This is a genomic window from Pseudolysinimonas sp. (assembly GCF_044239695.1).
Classification (GTDB): Bacteria; Actinomycetota; Actinomycetes; order Actinomycetales; family Microbacteriaceae; genus Pseudolysinimonas_A.
Map to the genome: position 1 here is coordinate 1 of NZ_JBIIAW010000074.1, position 15,151 is coordinate 15,151.

Annotated in this window: 15 protein-coding genes; 7 read left to right on the forward strand and 8 right to left on the reverse strand. The window is 69.8% G+C overall.

The features are described from left to right. On the reverse strand, positions 1–1,380 hold a 1,380-nt coding region (locus ACILQS_RS11475), incomplete at its 3' end, for a ribonucleoside-diphosphate reductase subunit alpha (RefSeq protein ID WP_395640262.1). Positions 1,381–1,682: 302 nt separating this feature from the next. Here ACILQS_RS11475 and ACILQS_RS11480 point away from each other — a divergent pair. Further along, positions 1,683–2,891, forward strand: a complete 1,209-nt coding sequence (locus ACILQS_RS11480) for an MFS transporter (RefSeq protein ID WP_395640263.1) — start codon at positions 1,683–1,685, stop codon at positions 2,889–2,891. A gap of 12 nt (positions 2,892–2,903) precedes the next feature. Here the strand turns inward: ACILQS_RS11480 and ACILQS_RS11485 are convergent, their stop codons facing one another. Then, positions 2,904–3,683, reverse strand: a complete 780-nt coding sequence (locus tag ACILQS_RS11485; protein ID WP_395640264.1) for an alpha/beta fold hydrolase — start codon at positions 3,681–3,683, stop codon at positions 2,904–2,906. Between the two features lie 30 nt (positions 3,684–3,713). Beyond that, positions 3,714–3,947 (reverse strand): hypothetical protein, encoded by a 234-nt coding sequence (locus ACILQS_RS11490; protein ID WP_395640265.1) that lies wholly within the window; start codon positions 3,945–3,947, stop codon positions 3,714–3,716. A 151-nt stretch (positions 3,948–4,098) separates the two neighbouring features. Here ACILQS_RS11490 and ACILQS_RS11495 point away from each other — a divergent pair, with 151 nt between their 5' ends. Further along, positions 4,099–4,980: a DUF4349 domain-containing protein gene (locus ACILQS_RS11495; RefSeq protein WP_395640266.1), complete on the forward strand. Its 882-nt coding sequence runs from the start codon at positions 4,099–4,101 to the stop codon at positions 4,978–4,980. Between the two features lie 10 nt (positions 4,981–4,990). Here the strand turns inward: ACILQS_RS11495 and ACILQS_RS11500 are convergent, their stop codons facing one another. Next, positions 4,991–6,040 (reverse strand): PIG-L family deacetylase, encoded by a 1,050-nt coding sequence (locus ACILQS_RS11500; RefSeq protein ID WP_395640267.1) that lies wholly within the window; start codon positions 6,038–6,040, stop codon positions 4,991–4,993. A gap of 315 nt (positions 6,041–6,355) precedes the next feature. Between ACILQS_RS11500 and ACILQS_RS11505 the strand changes: the two genes are divergently transcribed. Both ACILQS_RS11505 and glpK read left to right on the forward strand, forming a co-directional pair. Beyond that, a complete protein-coding gene (locus tag ACILQS_RS11505) occupies positions 6,356–7,867 on the forward strand; it encodes a DEAD/DEAH box helicase (RefSeq protein ID WP_395640268.1) in 1,512 nt (503 codons plus the stop codon). A 125-nt stretch (positions 7,868–7,992) separates the two neighbouring features. Beyond that, complete coding sequence (glpK, locus tag ACILQS_RS11510; protein WP_395640269.1) at positions 7,993–9,498, forward strand: glycerol kinase GlpK; 1,506 nt, start codon at positions 7,993–7,995, stop codon at positions 9,496–9,498. A gap of 42 nt (positions 9,499–9,540) precedes the next feature. Here glpK and ACILQS_RS11515 read toward each other — a convergent pair whose 3' ends face one another. Both ACILQS_RS11515 and ACILQS_RS11520 read right to left on the reverse strand, forming a co-directional pair. Continuing rightward, positions 9,541–11,004 carry a flotillin family protein gene (locus ACILQS_RS11515; protein ID WP_395640270.1) on the reverse strand — a complete coding sequence of 488 codons (1,464 nt, stop codon included), beginning with the start codon at positions 11,002–11,004 and terminating at the stop codon, positions 9,541–9,543. 29 nt (positions 11,005–11,033) lie between these two features. Further along, on the reverse strand, positions 11,034–11,495 hold the full coding sequence (locus tag ACILQS_RS11520; protein ID WP_395640271.1) for a MarR family winged helix-turn-helix transcriptional regulator: 462 nt from the start codon (positions 11,493–11,495) through the stop codon (positions 11,034–11,036). Positions 11,496–11,589: 94 nt separating this feature from the next. On the opposite strand from ACILQS_RS11520, the gene ACILQS_RS11525 reads away from it, so the two are divergent. The 3 genes from ACILQS_RS11525 (at position 11,590) to ACILQS_RS11535 (ending at position 14,664) form a co-directional block, all read left to right on the forward strand. After that, complete coding sequence (locus ACILQS_RS11525; protein ID WP_395640272.1) at positions 11,590–13,083, forward strand: long-chain fatty acid--CoA ligase; 1,494 nt, start codon at positions 11,590–11,592, stop codon at positions 13,081–13,083. A 64-nt stretch (positions 13,084–13,147) separates the two neighbouring features. Further along, a complete protein-coding gene (locus ACILQS_RS11530) occupies positions 13,148–13,441 on the forward strand; it encodes a helix-turn-helix domain-containing protein (RefSeq protein WP_395640273.1) in 294 nt (97 codons plus the stop codon). Beyond that, the gene (locus tag ACILQS_RS11535) at positions 13,438–14,664 is read left to right on the forward strand and encodes a type II toxin-antitoxin system HipA family toxin (RefSeq protein ID WP_395640274.1); all 1,227 of its coding nucleotides are present in this window, start codon (positions 13,438–13,440) and stop codon (positions 14,662–14,664) included. Before ACILQS_RS11530 ends, ACILQS_RS11535 begins: the two co-directional genes overlap by 4 nt. An 18-nt stretch (positions 14,665–14,682) precedes the next feature. Here ACILQS_RS11535 and ACILQS_RS11540 read toward each other — a convergent pair whose 3' ends face one another. Both ACILQS_RS11540 and ACILQS_RS11545 read right to left on the reverse strand, forming a co-directional pair. After that, a complete protein-coding gene (locus ACILQS_RS11540) occupies positions 14,683–14,886 on the reverse strand; it encodes a GNAT family N-acetyltransferase (RefSeq protein ID WP_395640275.1) in 204 nt (67 codons plus the stop codon). Further along, a partial coding sequence (locus ACILQS_RS11545) for a hypothetical protein (protein ID WP_395640276.1) occupies positions 14,880–15,151 on the reverse strand: 272 nt, incomplete at its 5' end. The genes ACILQS_RS11545 and ACILQS_RS11540, both read right to left, overlap by 7 nt.

The following is a 15,151-nucleotide window of genomic DNA, read 5'->3' on the forward strand; positions in this document are numbered from 1 at the left end:
CGAGGCCAGGTTGCAGACGGAGATGTTCTCCTCGTCCTGCGGCAGGCAGATCTCGGTGCACAGGTTCGACAGGTGGATCGTGCCGGTGTTGTTGTTGAGGGCACGGTTGTTGATCGTGTCCTTCCAGGTCAGCCACGGGTGGCTGGTGGTCTGGAGCGAGATCAGGATCGCCTTGAACTGCTCGCGGGCGCCGATCTTCTTGAACATCCGGATCTCGCCGGCCTCGGCCATCGCCACGTACTCCGCGTAGCGCTTCGAGAACGCCGCCCCGTAGAGCTCGTTGAGGTCGGTGACCTCGAGCGGGTCGAAGAGGTACCAGTCGTCGTCGTTCTGGACGCGCTTCATGAACTCGTCCGAGATCCAGACCGCGGTGTTCGCGGTGCGGGTGCGACGGTACGGGTCACCGGAGTTGTTGCGGAGTTCGAGGAACTCCGGGAAGTCCATGTGCCAGTTCTCCATGTAGAAGCACAGCGCGCCGAACTTCTTGCCGCCCCGGCTGACCGCACGCAGGATCGAGTCGATCGTGTGCATGAACGGGATCGGGCCCGTGCTCGTGGTGTTGTTCGAGCGGATCGGGCTGCCCTGGGCGCGGAGCTTGGTCACCGAGAGGCCGATGCCGCCGGTGCCCTTGGTGAGCCACATGACGTCGCGCACGCTCTTGGCGATGTGCTCGATGTCGTCCTGCATCTCCATGACGAAGCAGTTGGAGAGCTGCGGGTAGGCCGTGCCGGCGTTGACCAGGGTGGAGCCGGCGGCGACGTACTCGAGCTTCGACATCTTGTCGTAGAAGCCGATCGCGACCGAGGTGGGGTCGGCCTCGTTGAGCGAGAGGCCCATCGCGATGCGCATCCAGAAGTACTGCGGAACCTCGAGCGGCTCGTTGTTGCGGGCCTTGATGCCGTAACGGTTGTTGAGCGTGACGACGCCGATGTACTTCAGCAGCTCGTCGCGGCTGGGCTCGAGCGCGGCCGCGAGGCGGTCGAAGTCGTAGAGGTCGGGGAAGCGCGGGTCGAGCAGCTTCTCCTCGACCCCGCGGAGCACGGCGGCCTTGAAGTGCTCGGCGTGCAGCGCCTTGAGCTCGGCGGCGGTGCGGTAGTCGCCGAGCACGCTCTTGTAGATCGTCTTCAGCAGCAGGCGCGCGGCGACGGTGTCGAACTGCGGGTCGTCCTTCACGTTCTGCAGGGCGACCTGGATGACGGCCTCGTCGAGCTGCTGCGTCGTGATGCCGTCGAAGAGCGTGAGCTCGAGCTCCGAGGCGATCTGCGTCACCCAGGTGATGTTCTCGTCGAGGCCGGCGCTCGCGTGTTCGATCGCGAGGTTGATCTTGTTGGCGTCGTACGGCTCCCGGGTTCCATCCCGCTTGACGACAGTGATGCTCACGTGTGTTCTCCTCCTGTGCCCGAAGGCACATCCCCTGGTAATACGACCACGCTGGTGATCCAGCGCCGCGGTCGCGAAAAATCCCGGATTCAGACCGAATCCCGGCCGGTGCAGCCTCCCCCTGGCCGGGAGGTTTGACCACTATATATCGGGCCTCCGACAGGATCGCCACCACTACATCTAGTGGGCGTGTCGTCCACAGATTGTGGATAAGTCCGCCGAGTTCTGCACAGATTCCACAGCCCGGGCGAGCCCCGCGCCATGCGTCGAGCACCCCGGGAGGCGAGTAGTGTGGGTCGGCTGTGAAGAGTTACGCGGAGTTGATGCGCATGCCGGGGGTCGCCCGGCTCCTTTTCGCGCAACTCCTGGCGCGCTTCCCCGGCGGGATGCTGTCGCTGGGGCTCCTCATCCACATCGAGGGGATCTTCCACTCCTACGGCGTCGCCGGCCTCGTACTCGCGAGCCTCAGCGTCGGACAGGCGATCTCCGGGCCGCTCACCAGCCGATGGATGGGGGCCTGGGCGATGCGCCCGGTGCTCATCCTGACGAGTTCGGTCTGCGCCGTCGCGCTCTGCATCCTGGCGCTCGCCCCGCTGCCGGTCGTCGGCTTCATGATCGTCGCGCTGATCTGCGGCCTGAGCTACCCCCCGATCCAGCCCGCCGTCCGCACGATCTACCCGAAGGTCGTCAACAGCCGGCAGCTCACCCCGCTGTTCTCGCTCGACGCGAGCGCGCAGGAGATCATCTGGGTCGCCGGGCCGGTGCTGGTGACCTTCGTCGCGACGCAGATCTCCTCGACCGCGGGCATCCTGATGTCGCTCGTCTTCCTCGTCGGCGGGGGCATCTGGTTCATCTCGAGCCCCGAGCTCGGTCGCGTGCGCATCCCGCAGTCGAAGCGCCGGTTCGGCGTCGTGCTCGCCCGGCCCTCCGTGCTGCTCATCACGATCGTCGGCATCCTCGTCGTCGGCAGCTTCGCCGCGATCGAGGCGGGGGTCGTGTCGATGTTCGGCGAGGGGAGCCCCGACGCCGGCTTCGTGCTGGCGATCTTCGCGCTCACCTCGCTCGTCGGCGGCCTCGCGTTCGGCCATCGCCCGATCAGCCGATGGGCGCTCGCGCGGCGGATCTCGGTGATCCTGCTCGGGTCGATCCTGGCGATCTTCGCGTTCGAGTTCTGGACGATCGCCGGCGCCCTCGCGATCGCCGGGCTCATGGTCGCGCCCGCGCTGGCCGTGATGTTCGCCGCCGTGTCGTCGTCGGTGCGGTTCAGCGACACCGCCGAGGCCTACGGCTGGGTCGGCACCGGGCAGCTGCTCGGCGCCGCCCTCGGGTCGGCGGTCGCCGGATTCCTCATCGACGCGCAGGGCTCGACCGGTGGCTTCTGGACGGCGGCGACGCTCGCGGCGGTCGCCGTGCTGCTCGCGGTGGTCTTCCGGCGGGCGCTGCCCGACCTGCGCGGGCGCGACGCGAGCCCGATCCCCGACACCGAGCCGGTGCCGGTCCAGCCGAGCTGACCGCGCTCGACGTCAGCCGACCGCGGTCGCGACGACGCGCGCCATCCGCGGCCGGATGACGTGATCGACGCCCTGCACCCGGTGCGTCGTCACGTTGCGCAGGTTCTCGACGATCCGCAGGCCGGCCGGGTGCAGCAGCGGGTCGAGCGCGCCGTAGACGAGATGGATGGGGGCCTGCACGGAGACGAGATCACTGACCGTCGTCTGCGACTCGATCGACTTCTCGAGCGACAGCACGAACGCGCGCCAGTTCGTCTCCGTGACATCCAGCAGGTTCTTGATCGGCGAGAGCCGGGCGAGGCCGGCGGCGGCCCGGATGGTGAAGTCCTTGTTGGCGCGCAAGAACTCGTAGACCCGGAAGTAGCCGCCCATCGCCGCCCGGTCGAAGGCGGGACCGATCTCCGACGGAGTCAGGTAGACCGGAGGGCTGACGATGACGAGTCGCGTGACGCGCGTGCGGTAGGTCGCGGCGTACCGGGTGGCGATGAGCGCCCCCATCGAGTGGCCGACGAGCACGAATCGCTTCAGTCCGAGCTTCCGCAACGTGCGGTGCAGGGCGGCGACGTGCTCCTCGATCGTGAAGCCGGCGTCGTCGGGCGCGGGCGACGCCCCGAAGCCGAGCAGATCGATCGACACGGCGCGGTGCCGTGACGTGATGAGCGGCACGACGAACTCGAAGGTGACCGACGACGAAGCGATCCCGTGCAGCAGCACGACCGGCGGTCCGTCGCCGGCATCCCCCGCGACATGAAGAAGGGGCGGCCTGCGCAGCAGACTGCGTAGCCACCCCATCCCGTCATGCTAGCGACGGAGACTCGCAACTCAGTCGTTGCGGAGGTTCTCCTTGTGCTCGTTCTTGGCGTGAACGGCGTCGCGCTCGGCCTCGGCCTTCTTCACGTCGGCATCGGCCTGCATCTCGTCGACCTTGTCGGAGACGCGCTCCTTCGTGTCGTCGACCGTCTCACCGATCTTCTTGCCGGTGGCGTCGACGGCGTCCTTGGCGGTGTCCATGAATCCCATGTTGTCCTCCTCGTGAGAGATGTCCGTTGCGGGCACCAGCCACGGTAAGCAGCCGACCTGGGAACCGAAGAGCCTTGACACTCCTGCGCGAGAGGCGTAGGCCGTGACGGAATCGTGACTGCCTGACGACCGAATCGTGATGAACGTTGTGTGGTGGTCGCAGGCCGCGCTGCCTAACGTGTCGGTCATGAGGCGGATCACCCGGAAGACCACACTGCTCGGCTCGGCCGTCCTGGCCGCGACCCTTCTGCTCGCCGGTTGCAGCGCCGGCGCGGGCTCGGCAGGTGACGAGGCGGTCGGCGTCCCGGTGGCGCCCGGGTTCGTCGAGGGCGACAGCGGCGGCGCGGTCGTCGACGCCGACGGGTTCTCGACCGGCGACGAGGCGGCCCGGGAGGTCATCGTCACCGGGTCGATGACGGTCACGGCCGACGACCCGCTCGCCGCGTCGGCCGACGCCGTGCGCATCGTCGAGACCGCCGGAGGGCGGGTCGACGCCCGCACCGAGTACGCGCCGTCGAACGGCGACGCCGGCAGCGCTTACCTCACGCTGCGCATCCCCGCCGACCACCTGCAGGGCGTGCTCGACGACCTCGCCGAGCTCGGGCGGGCCGACGAGATCTCCACGAGCACGAGCGACGTCACGATGCTCGTCGCCGACCTGGACTCCCGCATCACGACGCAGCGCGCCATCATCGACCGGCTCAACGGGATGTTCGGCCAGGCGGCCACGATCGAGGATCTCATCACGCTCGAGACGACGATCGCAGAGCACCAGGCGACCCTGGAAGATCTCGAAGCGCAGCAGCGCTCCGTGGCCGACCAGGTGGCGCTCTCGACCCTCTCGCTCTACCTGCGATCCGAGGCCGAGGCCCCGACGCAGGAGCCGATGGACTTCGTCAGCGGACTCGCCGCGGGCTGGGGCGCGTTCGTCGCCTTCTTCTCCGGACTCGTCGTCGCGCTCGGGGTGCTGCTGCCGTGGCTGATCACCGCCGGTCTGGTCTCCGCCGCGATCGTGCTGATCGTGCGGTGGAACCGCCGACGGAAGGCTGCGCGGGCGAACCCGGCGTAGCCGACATCCGTCAGGCCGCGGTACCCGACGCCGAGGAGTCGGTCGCGTGGATCGCCGTGGGGGCGAGAGCCGGGGCGACGGGGCTCAGCAGCGACTCGCGGATGATCTCCAGCGGCTCGCAGAAGGACCCCTGGCCGTACTGCGACCAGTAGCGGGCCGACGCGATCACGAAGTCGGGTGCGAGATAGGCCGGCCGGTCGCCGTGCGCGGCGAAGCACGCGAGCATCGCCAGCTTGGTGTCGGTGAATCCGTCGATCGGCACGAAGCGGGTCGGTGCGAACTCGACCGTGCCCGTCGTGCCGTGGAAGCAGGCGAGGGTGGGCACCTCTTCGCAGGCCGTCACGACCGCCTCGTGCACGATGCGGTGGTCCTGGCGGCGGTCGTTGCGGCTGTGGGTGTAGACGATCGTCGGCTCGATGTCGTCGACGATCTGCCGGACTGCCGCGAGCACCTCGGCGGCGCCGTCATGCAGGCGGTCCTCGAGCAGGAAGCGGGCACCGATGATCGCGGCCGACGCGGAGCCTTCGGCGAGCGCGACCTCCAGCCCGCCCTCGCGGCGTCCCTGCGACAGGGTGAGGATGGTCAGTGAGTCCCCGACGGCCCGGTGGGCGGCCAGCATCCCGCCGACCCCCGTCTCGACGTCGTCGGGATGCGCGCCGATGGCGAGCACGTTCTGCCGCCGCCGCCCGCCGCCCGCGTGGGCACGGTAAGCCGAGGCGAGCTCGAGCAGACGCGGGGCGAGCACGGCGACGGGCGGAACCTCGGGGAGGAAATCGGTGGCGCCGAAACGCACCGCCCGGACGGCGTCATCGAGGGTCGCCGACGCCGTGGTGATCACGACCGGGATGCCAGGGCTCTCGTCGCGGATCGCGGGGATCAGCTCCATGTTGGCCGCGTCGGCGAGCACGACATCGGGTCGCAGCTTCTCGACGATCGCCCGAAGGTAGTGCGGGTCGGTCACGAGCACCTCGGCACCCGTCGCGAGCTCGAGCCCCGCCTGAAGACGCGCGAGCGAGTCGGTGTCTTTGTCGACGAGCAGGATGCGATACGGGTGGGTCACGGACTTCCTCCGGGTGCGGGCGCGAGCGGTGCGGCCAGCAGCATCGGTGGTTGCTGGAACGCTATCGGGGAGCGGGTGGTGGCCGCCTCACCCCAGTTGGAGTGACCCGTCTGCTACGGTGGAGGAACTGGGCCACGCTTCCTGTGCGCCCTGCGTCGTAGAACGCTTCCTCTCCCCCCGTGTTTCCCCGCTCGTCGCGGGAGGCAACGAGGGTGACGACTCTCTTACGGCGAACGGATGTGGGCATTCCCACCTTCGCCATTCCCCATCGATCGTGCGCGCAGTGCCGTGCGATCGCAGAAAGATCCCACCACCATGGACACCACCTTCGGCACGCTCGGCGTGCCTTTCCCCCTCGTCGAGGTCCTGACCGCTCAGGGCAAGACCTCGGCTTTCCCGATCCAGGTCGCGACCCTCCCCGACACCCTCGCCGGGCGCGACGTGCTCGGCCGCGGCCGCACCGGCTCCGGCAAGACCCTGGCCTTCGGCATCCCGATGGTCGCCCGCCTGGGCACCCGCCTCGCCGGCGGACCGCGCCGACCCAACCGCCCGCTCGGCCTCGTGCTCGCCCCGACCCGCGAACTGGCCACCCAGATCGCGGCGACGATCGAGCCGCTCGCCGCCGCCTACGGGCTCAGCACGACCACCATCTTCGGCGGCGTCTCGCAGCAGAAGCAGGTCGCTGCGCTCAAGTCGGGTGTCGACATCGTCGTCGCCTGCCCGGGTCGCCTCGAAGACCTGATGAAGCAGAAGCACGTCTTCCTCGACGCGATCGAGATCACCGTGCTCGACGAGGCCGACCACATGGCCGACCTCGGCTTCCTGCCGGGCGTCACCCGCATCATGACGGCGACCCCGGGCGACGGGCAGCGGATGCTGTTCAGCGCGACGCTCGACAACGGCGTCGACAAGATCGCCAACCGCTTCCTCTCGCAGCCGATCAGCCACGGCGTCGAAGACCCGGGCGTGCCGCAGGGCACGATGGAGCATGTCGTCTTCGCCGCGTCCGACGCGACCGCGAAGAAGGACCTCGTCGTCGCCCTCGCCTCCGGCACCGGACGGCGCATCATGTTCACCCGCACGAAGCACGTCGCCAAGCGCTGGGCCCGCGACCTGACCGCCGCCGGCATCCCCGCCGCCGACCTGCACGGCAACCTCTCGCAGGGCCAGCGCGACCGCAACCTCGCCGAGTTCGCCACCGGCGAGACCCGCGTGCTCGTCGCGACCGACATCGCCGCGCGCGGCGTGCACGTCGACGACATCGAGCTGGTCGTGCACATCGACCCGCCGGCCGAGCACAAGGCCTACCTGCACCGCTCCGGCCGCACCGCCCGCGCGGGCAAGGAGGGCGTCGTCGTGACGCTCGTCCTGCCCGAGCAGCGCAAGGACCTCGAGGTGCTCATGCGCAAGGCCGGCATCCAGGCCGCCGTGCAGCCCGTGACCGCCACGTCGCCCGCCGTCACCGAACTCATCGGCGAGGTCGCGGCGTTCGTGAAGCCCGCACCCAAAGCGCCGACGCAGCCGCAGCGTCCGTCGTCGAAGCCGCGGCAGTCGTCCGGCGGTCGCACCGGCCAGCAGGGCCAGGCCCGCGCCCCGCGCGACGGTCAGCCCCGCGGCCAGCGCGGCGCCGGCCAGTCGACGGCCCGTCCGCAGCGCGGCGGTGTCGCCTGGTCGTCCGAAGGCGGCGGTTCGTTGCAGAACGGCGGACAGCAGCAGCGCTCCGGCGGACAGCCCGCGGGTGGCGGCAACGGAGGCGGCGGTCGCCGTCGTCGTCCGGCCGGTGCCGGCGGTCGTCCCGCCGCTGCCGGGGGCGGTCGGGGCCGCTAGAGCCGTCGACCGCGGTCCGCGTGGGTGGTCGGATGCACGTCTGTGCATCCGGTTGGCCGCGCCCGCACGGCTGGCCTAACCTCTGAGCGGGCGGAACCCCCGCCGAGACGAAGGAGTACTCGCCGATGCCGTACATCGTTGCGATCGACCAGGGCACCACGAGCACGCGCGCGATTCTCTTCGATCAGCAGGGCTCCCCGGTCGCGAGCGGTCAGCTCGAGCATCGGCAGATCTTCCCGCAGCCCGGCTGGGTCGAGCACGACGCGGCGGAGATCTGGCGCAACACCCGGGAGGTCATCGGCACGGCGCTGTCGAAGGCCGATGTGACCCGTCACGACATCGCCGGCATCGGCATCACGAACCAGCGCGAGACCACCGTCGTCTGGGATCGCACGACCGGCGAGCCGATCCACAACGCCATCGTCTGGCAGGACACCCGCACCCAGGGCCTCGTCGACCGGCTCGCGGCGGACGGCGGCATCGACCGCTTCACGGAGATCACCGGCCTGCCGCTGGCCACCTACTTCTCGGCGACCAAGATCGCCTGGATTCTCGACAACGTCGACGGCGCCCGACAGCGGGCCGAGGCCGGCGAGTTGATGTTCGGCACGACCGACTGCTGGGTGCTGTGGAACCTCACCGGCGGTCCCGACGGCGGCGTGCACGCGACCGACGTCACGAACGCCAGCCGCACTCTGCTGATGGACCTGCGCACCCTGGAGTGGCGTGACGACCTGCTCGAGGCGTTCGGCATCCCGCGGTCGCTGATGCCGGAGATCCGTCCCTCCTCGGGGCTGTTCGGGCACGCCGAATCATCCAGCTTGCTGCGCGAAGTGCCGATCACCGGCGTCCTCGGCGACCAGCAGGCCGCGACCTTCGGCCAGGTGGCGTTCGACGCGGGCGAGAGCAAGAACACCTACGGCACCGGCAACTTCCTCATCGTGAACACCGGGGAGGAGATCGTCAGCTCGACCAACGGCCTGCTGACGACGGTCGCGTACCAGATCGACGGGGACGCGCCACGGTACGCGCTCGAGGGATCGATCGCGGTCACCGGGTCGCTCGTGCAGTGGCTGCGCGACAACCTGGGGCTCATCTCCGACGCCTCCGAGGTCGAAGCGCTCGCGGCGTCGGTGCCCGACAACGGCGGGGTCTACATCGTGCCGGCGTTCTCCGGCCTGTTCGCGCCCTATTGGCGCCCGGACGCACGCGGGGTGATCACCGGGCTCACCCGGTTCGCGAACAAGGGACACTTCGCGCGCGCCGCGCTCGAAGCCGCGGCGTTCCAGACCCGCGAGGTGCTCGACGCCGCCAACGCCGACGCCGACGTGGCGATCGAGGAACTCCGGGTCGACGGGGGCATGGTCGCCAACGACACCCTCATGCAGTTCCAGGCCGACATCCTCGGCATCCCGGTCGTGCGTCCGAAGGTCCCGGAGACCACAGCCCTCGGCGCGGCCTACGCCGCCGGGCTCGCGACCGGGGTGTGGACGAGCCTCGACGACCTGCGGGCCAACTGGGCCGAAGACCGCCGCTGGGAGCCGCGGTTCGACGAGGCCGAGCGTGAACGCCGGCTCGCCGAATGGCGCAAGGCCGTGACCCGCAGCTTCGACTGGGTCGACGCCGACTGACCCCTGCCCGCGCGGGCCTGGCGCGCACAGGCCCGGCGCGGGTCAGCTCTCCGTCGGCTTCGCCGCGCGCGTCCGCCGCGGGGCCGGCTGGTTGATCGCGTCGCCGATCGCCTCACCCGTGGCCCGGGCGTTGATGATCTCGGCGATGTCGATCCCGGTGATGTCCCGCACGATCTGCGTGGAGGTCGCGAGCTGGCTCGCGACGCCCTGGCCGATCGCGGCGGTGCCGCTGCCGTCGGACGAGATCACCGTCATGTTCGAGATCGCCGAGAGCGGCTCCGACGCGGCGCGCACGATGTCGGGCAGTTGCGCGATGATCTGCTGCTTGAGCAGTTCGCCGCTGCGCTCGGCGAGCGCCTCGGCCTGGAGCCGCTGCGACTCCGCCTCGGCGGCACCCTTCGCGCGGATGGCGCCGGCCTCGGCCTCGCCCTCCGCCTGGAGCGCCTCGGCGGCGGCGATGCGGCGGTTCTTCTCGGCGATACCTTCGGCCTCGATCGCCTCGGCGGCCGAACGGCGGGAGTCGCGGTCGGCGTTGGCGGTGGCGACTGCGGCCGCGGCGGCCGCCTGCGCCTCCTTCTCGAGCGCGTAGGCGTCGGCATCCGCCTTCGCGCGGATCTCGGCGTCGAGCTCCTGCTTGCGGAGGCCGACCCGCTTGCCGGCGGTGATCTCCTGCTGGGCGACGACCTCCTGCTGCGCGATCGCCTCGGCCAGCGGGGCGGCCGACGCGGCTTCGGCGCGCGCCTTGTCGGTCTCCTTCTGGATCTCGGCATTGCGCAGGTCGAGTTCACGCTGGGCTTCGGCGACGGCCTGGTCGGCGGCGATGCGCGCCTGCTCGGACGCGCGACGCGACTCGGATTCGGCGATCTCGGCGACCTGCTTGGCGCGGGCCGCCTCGGCGCGACCGAGGTCCTTGATGTAGCCGTTGTCGTCGTCGATCTCCTTGATCTGGAGGGTGTCGATCTGCAGACCCTGCACGTCGAGGGATTCGCCGACCGCTTCGAGCACCTGACCCTGGAGGGCCTGACGGTTGGTGATGATCTCGGTGACGGTGAGCTGACCGACGATCGAGCGGATCGAGCCGGAGAGCACCTCCTCGGTCGAGGATTCGATCTGGTCCTGCTGGTTGAGGAATCGCTGGGCGGCGGCACGCACCATCGGCTCCGACCCGCCGACCTTGACGACCGCGACCGCGTTCACCCGGATCGTGATCGCGTCACGGGTCTGGGCCACGGCCTGCACGTTGAGCTGGCGGCTGCGCAGACTGAGCTTGAAGTAGGCCTCGACGACCGGCTTGACGAACACGCGCGAGCCGAAGACGACCTTCTGCCCGAGATTCTCGTCCTGCACGCCCGCGCGAGCGCGGCCGCGGCGCGAGGTGACGATGATCGCCTCGTCGGGCTTGGCGATCTTGATGCCGCGCACGATCACGATGAACACGATCAGGAGGACGATGAGGACGACGGCGATGAGGCCGATGGTGAACGGGTCCGGTAGGAAGGGCAGCATGCCCCCAGTATGTCGGTCCGGAGTGTCGCTCAACTAGGGGCGGTGGGCTCCTCCGGCGCGAAGGCGATCTTGGTCATCAGTGTCCGGAGCCGCTCCCGCTCGGCGGGGGTGAGCGCCGCGAGGGCGAGGTCCTCGGCACGCGCGGTCGCTACCCGGGCCCGGACATACAGCTCCTCGCCCGCCGTCGTGGCGACGACGGTCTTCGACCGTCGATCGGCGGGGTCGGCTTCGCGGCGCACGAACCCCGGCGCTTCGAGTTCGTCGACGAGCGCAACGATCTGGCTCGGGTCCAAGCGGAGGAACTCGGCCAGTTGCCGCTGGGTGGGCCGCAGGTCGCCGCACGCGAGGGCGAGCACCGAGTACGACCGCACGCGCAGGCCGAGCTCCTGGAGCATCTCGTTCGCGATCGCCGAGCCGATCGAGCGTGCGCGGGCGTTGAGGAACTCGATCTCGCGGGCGAGCGCGGAACCCTGCAGAGCGTCGGAGGCCATCGGCCCCAGGGTTACAGGTCGGCTCGGATCGGGCAAGTCGTGAACATCCGAATTCGTTGTTATCTTCAACGATAAGACGAACGAGGAGGTTCGCGTGCAGAACGAGGGAATCGGCGACTGGGCTCACCGGCGTCGCGTGAAGTCGGCCGACACGGTCGCCCTGATCGACGGTGGGCGCCGCACGACGTACGCCGAACTCGCGGTTCGGGTCGACCGGCTCGCCGCGGCCCTCACGAGGCGCGGCATCGGTCGCGGCGATCGGGTCGCCTACCTCGGCCCGAACGCGCCCGAGTTCCTCGAAACGCTCTTCGCCGTCACCTCGCTCGGCGCGATCTTCGTGCCGCTCAACATCCGGCTCGCCGCCGGAGAGATCGCCTACGCGCTCTCGGACTCGGGGTCGGCGCTGCTGATCGTCGACCCGACGCTCGCCGCGCTCGCCCCCGACACCGTCGAGACGGTCGAGGTGGGGGCCGCCTACGAGGAGCTGCTCGCCGCCGTCGACCCGACCCACGTCGACCACCCGGTGTCGCTCGACGACCCCGCGGCGATCCTCTACACGTCGGGCACCACCGGGCGGCCGAAGGGCGCGATCCTCACCCACGGCAACCTCACCTGGAACGCGATCAACGCGATCGTCGACTACGACGTCACGAGCCGGGAAGTGGCCCTCATGGTGTCGCCGCTCTTCCACGTCGCCTCGCTCGGGATGGGCGCGCTGCCGACGCTGCTCAAGGGCGGCACCCTGGTGCTCCAGCCGCGGTTCGATCCCGCGGCCGTGCTCGCCGCCATCCAGCAGCACGGCATCACGTCGCTCTCGGGCGTTCCGACCACCTTCCAGATGCTGGCCGAGCATCCCGCCTGGGACTCCACCGATCTGTCGTCGCTCAGCAAGCTGACCTGCGGCGGCTCGGCGGTGCCCGCCCGGGTCGCCGAGGCGTACGAGAAGCGCGGCCTCGCGTTCTCGTCGGGCTACGGGATGACCGAGACCGCGCCCGGCGCGACCTCCCTCGCCCCCCGGCACTCCGCCAGCCACGCGACGACCTCGGGACTGCCGCACTTCTTCACCTCGGTGCGGGTCGTGTCGCGTTCCGGCGAGCCGCTGCCGGCCGGCGAGCTCGGCGAGATCCAGGTCTCGGGACCCAACGTCATCCCCGGGTACTGGGAGCTACCGGATGCCTCGTCCGCCGCCCTCGACGGGCCGTGGTTCAAGTCGGGCGACCTCGGGTTCCTCGACGCCGACGGCTTCCTCACGGTCGCCGACCGGGCGAAAGACATGTTCATCTCCGGCGCCGAGAACGTCTACCCCGCCGAGGTCGAGCAGCTCATCATGGAGCTGGATGCCGTGGAGTCGGTCGCGGTGATCGGCGTGCCCGACGACAAATGGGGCGAGGTGGGCCTCGCCGTCGTCATCGCGGTCGACGGGACGACGGTCACCCACGACGAGATCGCCGCGCACCTCGACGGGCGGATCGCCCGGTACAAGATCCCGAAGTCGACGGTGCTCGTCGACGAACTGCCGCGCACCGCGAGCGGCAAGGTGAAGAAGAACGAGCTGCGGGAGCGGTTCGGCACGGGCTTGATGCAATAACACCAACAATTGTTTAGTTTAAACCTCTTTGCACCAACTATCCTTGGTGTAAGGAGGAAACCACATGCCGCCCAGCCGGACCACCCTGCGTGATGCCCGCACGCTCGGCGCACACCTGACGACCTGGCGGAAGCTGCTGGGCTACACCGCCGCACAGGTCGCCGAACGCGCCGAGATCTCGCTGCCGACCCTCGCGAAGATCGAGCACGGTGACCCCTCGGTCGGACTCGGCGCCCTGCTCGGCGTGACGCGGGTGCTCGGCGTCACCGGACTGCTCGTGGATGCCGTCGACCCGTACGAGACGGAACTGGGGCGGGCCAGCGCCGACCGGAAGCTCCCGGAACGAGTGCGGCGGTGAGCGACCCGGCCGAGTTCGGCGTTCATCTCGCCACCCCGTCCGGAACGGTGCCGATGGGGGTCGTCAGCACGACCGAACGACGCGGGCGCACCGCACGTATCGAGTTCGCCTACGACTCCGACTACCTCGCGCGCCGCGCGCGTCCGGTGCTCGACCCCGCGCATCCGCTCACCTCCGGTCGGCGCGTCACCGACACCCTGCCCCGCGGCATCCTCGACGCAGGCCCCGACGGGTGGGGTCGCCGTCTCATCCAGCGCTCTCGCCGGGGCGACGAGGTCACCGATACCGGGTTCGTACTCGCGGTCGACGACATCTCCCGCATCGGGGCGCTGCGCTTCGCCGTCGACGGTGAGTTCGTCGCCGGCACGGACGCCCTCCCCCGCCAGATCGGTCTCGACGACCTCGCGGATTCGGCGCGGGCCGTCGAAGACGACCCCGACGATCTCGCCGCCGTTCGGGTCCTCCTCGAGGCGGGGAGCGCGAACCTCGGAGGGGTGCGCCCGAAAGCGTCGCTGACGGATGGCGGCCGCCTGACGATCGCGAAGTTCCCGTCGACGACCGACGAGATCGACGCAATGGCCTGGGAGAAGCTGTGCCTCGACCTCGCCGGCCACGCGGGCATCCCGGTTCCGGTCACCCGGCTCGTACCGGCCGGGCGGGGACGCGCCCTCCTGCTCGATCGCTTCGACCGGGACGCCGACGGCGCACGCGTTCCCTACCTTTCGGCCTTCGCCGTGACCGACGCACCCGATCCCGCGTCGGGAGACTACCTCGACGTCGCCCACGCGTTCACCGAGATGGACATCGCCGACTATCCCGCAAGCGTGCGAGCCCTCTGGCGACGGCTCGCGTTCAACGTCGCGGTGCGAAACACCGATGATCACCTCAAGAATCACGGACTGCTCTGGTCGTCAGCAGGCTGGGCGCTCGCGCCGGCGTTCGACATCACCCCGAACCCCATCGCGGGATCAGCGCGCACGACCGCGATCGACGGCGAGACATCGCCCGCGCGCGAGGCGCGGGCGGCCGTTGCGCTCGGCGTCGACCTCGGCATTCGCGAGCAAGAGCTCGGTTTCATGCTCGACGCGGTGCTCGTCGCGGCCAGCGGTTGGAAAACGGCGGCCGCGCAACTCGGGATCCCCGAGCGCGAGCGCGACCGACTCGCGGCCATCTTCGAGCCCGCGCAGCGCCGACTGAGCGAGGAGCTCGAGCGCTTGCGGTGACTGCCGCCGACGATGCAGCTAGCCTCGGGAGCCGCCCTCGAGCCTGATACTGAAGGCCTTCGGTCCCTCAGCGGAGAATCCGAGACGTCGATACAACGACTCTGCTGCCGGGCTGGCGGTCAGCGAGACAGTCAGAGCATCGGCTTCGCGGAACCACTCCAACAGACGCGAGACTGCTACGGAGGCACACCCTCGCTGGCGAAACTCGCGATCGGTCACCACCCACTCGATGTATCCCTCAGCCGTGTGCCGCCGGCGGGGGCTGGGAAGACCCTCAGATAGTCGTCCGCCAGCCAGCGACGCGAGAGGTCAAGGGCGGGCGCAACACCGCCATACACGTCGTGCATGTCCTGGTACATGCACCGCAGCAGTCGCAGAAGCTCGGGGCGATCGTCGACGCGGTAGGCGCGCGCCGAACCGAAGCCGGACGCGTTCGATCCCATTCTCAGGCCGATCAGACCGGGAAGTCGGGCACGGCGATCCATCC